The sequence below is a fragment of the Verrucomicrobiia bacterium genome (genome assembly GCA_035765895.1).
GTDB lineage: Bacteria > Verrucomicrobiota > Verrucomicrobiia > Limisphaerales > DSYF01 > DSYF01.
The window spans coordinates 1-4,574 of the sequence record DASTWL010000030.1 but is presented as its reverse complement, the minus strand read 5'-3'; the positions used below and the strand labels follow the sequence as shown (position 1 = coordinate 4,574).

The following is a 4,574-nucleotide window of genomic DNA, read 5'->3' as shown; positions in this document are numbered from 1 at the left end:
GTGATCCAGCAGCAGGCAGCGAATGAGAAGATGATCAAGCGGTGCCAGTGCCGGGTCTTCGATCAGGGTGTTGGTCTGGCAAAGCCGCAATCCGCCGGCCGTGCCCACCCAGAGCCGGCCCGTGCCATCCTCGGCCAGACAATTAATGGAAGCCAGGCCGGGCTGATGCCCCGCATACGGAATGGTTTCAATCCGGCCTTCGTGCCAGCGTCCCAGACCGCCGCCGTAAGTGCCCACCCAAAGCGTGCCCGCGCGGTCTTCGAGCAGGGTGGTGATGTCCACACTTTGCAGGCCATGTTCGAGGCCGAACGGCTCGAAGCGCACGCCGTCAAACCGCGCGAGGCCATCGTGTGTGCCCAGCCACAAATACCCGTCCCGCGTCTGCTCAATCGCGGTCACGGTATTTTGGGGCAGGCCGGCTTCGGTGCCCCAGAAGCGGATTACCGGCATCCGGGCCGGTCCGGGCGACGGCTCGGCCGCGCCGATCCGGGGCGGAAGGAACAACAGGCCGGCGGTGAGCCAGCCGGCGCAATGTAAGATGAGCCGCATCCGTTGGACGAATTGACGTCGCCAGCGTGCCACTGCGCCGGGCAGGGCACAAGCCGGGCGTCGTCGTGGACGACCGAGAGCTCGCGCTGGTTTATTGGGCGGCCAGCACGTCCTCGTTCATGGGGCAACGTTGGGGCCAGCGCATCTTCGTCCGGCGCGCAGGCGCAGACGGATTCGAGAACTTCCGGCGAAAGCAGCGTATGGCGTTTCTGCCGGCGGCAGGCGGACATGACCTTGTTGCGGGCGATGGTGCAGGCCCAGGCCATGAAATTGGTTCCCGCGACAAACTGGCCGGCCTTTTCTGTGACGGTCATGAAGGTTTCCCGCACGAGGTCATCCACGAGGCTGAGGTCCGGACAGATGGTAACTTCGAAGCCGCGCAACTTGGGCGTGTGTTGCAGAAACAATCCCTGCCCCAGGGCGATTTGCTCCGGCTTCGGCGGCGTTTCTTGCGCTTTAATCATGGAGATGCCACAAAACTGCTCCTAGCCTAATGCGTCCCCCCCCCCTCGTTTCTTAACAGAAAAATTGCCCGTGCCCAAAGAAACTCTGCTATGGAATCGGCAGGTCGCGGAATGTCCATAAAGGAACACCCGTTGCACTTGAAGAATGCCCGCGCGAAAGCAGTCCAAATTGCCTTTACGATCCAACCCAAGTCCGAAAAGCTGAATTCCCCCTATGAACCACCCTGCAAAGTTCGTTCTGTCATTGGCCGGCTGCTGGCTGGCCGTTCTTGGCTCAGTTCTCCCCGTTGCGGCCCAAATGCCGCCCGCCGACTCCGGCGACACGCCGGCGCAGCATGACCAGCGCATGGCCTGGTTCCGCGACGCCCGTTTTGGCATGTTCATCCATTGGGGCGTGTATTCCGTTCCCGCCGGGGAATGGGACGGGAAAACCGACTACGCCGAGTGGATCATGGAAAGCGCACATATTCCCGTCTCGCGCTACGAGCAATTCGCCCAGCAGTTCAATCCGGTGAAGTTCAACGCGCAGGAATGGGTTCGCATGGCCAAGGACGCCGGGATGAAATACATCGTCATCACCAGCAAGCACCACGATGGCTTCGGCATGTGGCCTTCCAGGTTGAGCGACTGGAACATCGGCCGCACGCCGTTCCATCGCGATCCGCTCAAGGAACTTTCCGTCGCATGCCAGGCGGCGGGCATCAAGTTCTGCCTGTATCACTCCATCATGGACTGGCATCACCCGGATTGGGGCCAGCGCCGGCCTTGGAACGATCTCGCCACCGGCACGCCCGACATGGACCGTTACACGGCATACATGAAAGGCCAGCTCAAGGAACTCCTCACCGGATACGGGCCGATTGGCATCCTGTGGTTTGATGGCGAATGGGAAAAACCCTGGACGCATGAGCGGGGCGTGGATTTGTATCATTACGTTCGCAGCCTGCAGCCGGACATCATCATCAACAACCGCGTCGGCAAGGGCCGCACGGGCATGGAGGGCATGGATCAAGGCGCCGAGCGTGTTGGGGATTACGGCACTCCGGAACAGCAGATTCCCGCCACGGGCTTCGGACCCGGTGTGGATTGGGAATCATGCATGACGATGAACGATCACTGGGGCTACAACAAAAACGACACCCAGTGGAAATCCACACAAACCCTCGTGCGCAACCTGATTGACTGCGCCAGCAAGGGCGGCAACTACCTGCTCAATGTCGGTCCCACCGCGGAAGGGGTTTTCCCCGCTCCGAGCATCGAGCGCCTGGCGGAAATCGGGCGCTGGATGAAGGTCAACCGCGAATCCATTTACGGCACGAGCGCGAGCCCGTTCAAACGCCTGACGTGGGGCCGTTGCACTACCAAGTCCGAGGGCGCCAACACGACGCTTTACCTGCACGTGTTTGACTGGCCGAAGGACGGCGAACTGCTTGTGCCGGGTCTCAAGAATGCGGTGAACTCCGCGCGGTTGCTGGCCACGGGTGTCCGTCTGGATTTCAAATCCACGGCCGACGGCGTGCGGATCGTCGTGCCCGCGGCGGCACCGGACGCGATCGCTTCGGTGATTGCTTTGAGCCTCAAGGGAACGCCCGAGGTTGACCAGGTCACCCTGCGTCAGGATGCCCGAGGCGAAGTGAATTTGCCCGCCACCGAAGCCACGTTGCACGGCCACACCGTTCGTGTGGAGAGCGCCGGCCAGAATCTGGGCTTCTGGACGGATCCCAGCGACTGGGCGGAGTGGCAGTTCAAGATTGTCCGGGCGGGGCGTTTTCAGGTTGAAGCCGAAATGGCCTCGCTGGGCGAGGGGCGGTTCGAGATTTCGTTGGGCGACCAGAAGATTCGCGGGATTGCCCCGGCCACCGGGGCCTATCAGAAATACCGCGTCGTCACGCTCGGCACGGTGGAATTGCCGGCCGGAGAATTCACCCTGGCGCTCAGGCCGCTTACGGAGCATTGGCAGCCGGTGAACCTGAAATCGATCCTCCTGACGCCCTGACGCAGCGCGTCGGAACCGGGGGTGAACTGAGGTTTCTTCGATTTTGCAGACAGATGAGGCAGAGTGGTAAAAAGTAAGCGAAGACCAACGCCGTTACCGTTCCGGTCAATCCGGCGTATCCCGCGGTGTTCTACCGCTTGGTCTATCCGCAAGGTTTTGGGTTGGCAGGTTGGGTTGGGTTGGACGGGAGAGCCTTGGGTTGGCTCTCCCGTCCGCATTTTCCAGTTGGCCGCGGATGCGCCACGACCATTGGCATGACGCATTGGGAATGGCCGCAGCAGGTGATGAAGGTGACCCGGCGAACGCTTCGGTCGGGCGGGATTGGCGCTGGACTGTTTGCGGGGAGCGGAGTAGACACGTCTGCATGGTGGCTGCACTTCATTCCGGCATTGGTTGGGGTGTCTGTTCCTCAACCGGGGCCGCAGCTCCGCTGCTACGGCGCAATTCACGTTTACACCGGAGCGCCGCACCGCTTGCGATCTCAGCGAAAGCCATACTGCGCAGGCCGCATCGCGATCATGACACTCCTTTACGTATTCATTGGATCGGTCGCCGTTGTTCTGGCGATGCGGTGCGTCACCTTGCTGCGAGTTGCGTCATTACGGCGGGCTGGTGTTTGCCCGGCGTCAGATCAAGCTGCGATGTCAGACGTTGTGCGGCTGGTGCGCGCCGGTCAGCGAATTGGGGCCATTCGTTGCTACCGTGAGATTCATCACTGTGGCTTGGCAGAGGCGAAGAAGGCGATTGATGAATTACACGTTGGAGGCGTCTGAACGCCGACGCCCTTCCACGGTCATCGTAAAGCACGCGGGTCCAGTCATTGCCTTGCATATGAAAACCACACACAAAATTCTCGGCGCAATCTGGATGGCGATTTGCGCGGGCTTCTTTGCCACTCTTGTCCAAGGCATCTCCGAAACCCACCCTCAGCGGACTGGCACGCTCGCCATCAATTTGTTTTTCGTGTTCTTGTATCTGTTGGGTGGCGTGACGAGCGTTTACGTGTTGTCCGGCGCGAGGTGGTCGCGCATGGTCGTGGGCGTCGTTGCCCTGTTGACCGTCGCTGCCAGCCTGATGGGACTGTTCGCCTTCTTCAACGCGCGCCCCTATTCCTCTCTGGGGATTGCATTTGACATGTTTGCCCTCGTTTCTGCCGGCGTTCTCCTGTTTGTTCGTCGAACTGCGTTGACCACGCATGAAGCCTCATGAGGCAAGCGTTCGTTCGCGTTGAAGGGCGGCGTGTCAAGCCATGCTCGGCGCTCCGGCCGGGGCGAGGTTGGCGCTGATCTGTCTGGGGCGGTGGAGCAGATAGGTCTCAAGGTGGATTTTCGTCATTCCCATGTTGTCTGGGCATGCCGGTGGGCCGACACCGTTCCCGTGGCGCAACCCACGTCTACAACAGAGCGCAGACGCCACTTCCGTATTTAGTCGGTCCTGAAAAATGGTTTTAAGATGTGGCTGACAATGGCCGTGTCTGGCTGATGGCAAGGAGGTGGATCCACTGAAGCCAAAAAAGAGCGGCCGCCCGGAGCCACTTCTTCAAGTTCCACGCTGCCGCAGCCAGC

Annotated in this window: 4 protein-coding genes; 2 read left to right on the top strand and 2 right to left on the bottom strand. The window is 60.8% G+C overall.

Translation table 11 applies throughout. The features are described 5' to 3' along the window. Together VFV96_06165 and VFV96_06160 are read right to left on the bottom strand one after the other, a co-directional pair. Positions 1-450: two-component regulator propeller domain-containing protein (locus tag VFV96_06165; protein ID HEU5069980.1), on the bottom strand; the 450-nt coding region annotated here is incomplete at its 3' end. Further along, positions 441-1,013 (bottom strand): sigma factor, encoded by a 573-nt coding sequence (locus VFV96_06160; GenBank protein HEU5069979.1) that lies wholly within the window; start codon positions 1,011-1,013, stop codon positions 441-443. The genes VFV96_06160 and VFV96_06165, both read right to left, overlap by 10 nt. Before the next feature lie 214 nt (positions 1,014-1,227). Between VFV96_06160 and VFV96_06155 the strand changes: the two genes are divergently transcribed. Then, a complete protein-coding gene (locus VFV96_06155; GenBank protein ID HEU5069978.1) occupies positions 1,228-3,009 on the top strand; it encodes an alpha-L-fucosidase in 1,782 nt (593 codons plus the stop codon). A gap of 831 nt (positions 3,010-3,840) precedes the next feature. After that, complete coding sequence (locus VFV96_06150) at positions 3,841-4,218, top strand: hypothetical protein (protein HEU5069977.1); 378 nt, start codon at positions 3,841-3,843, stop codon at positions 4,216-4,218. Positions 4,219-4,574 lie beyond the last annotated feature (356 nt).

Coding starts and splice junctions, on each gene's coding strand:
- VFV96_06160 (HEU5069979.1), bottom strand. CDS start 1,013: ATGATTAAAGCGCAAGAAACGCCGCCGAAGCCGGAGCAAATCGCCCTG.
- VFV96_06155 (HEU5069978.1), top strand. CDS start 1,228: ATGAACCACCCTGCAAAGTTCGTTCTGTCATTGGCCGGCTGCTGGCTG.
- VFV96_06150 (HEU5069977.1), top strand. CDS start 3,841: ATGAAAACCACACACAAAATTCTCGGCGCAATCTGGATGGCGATTTGC.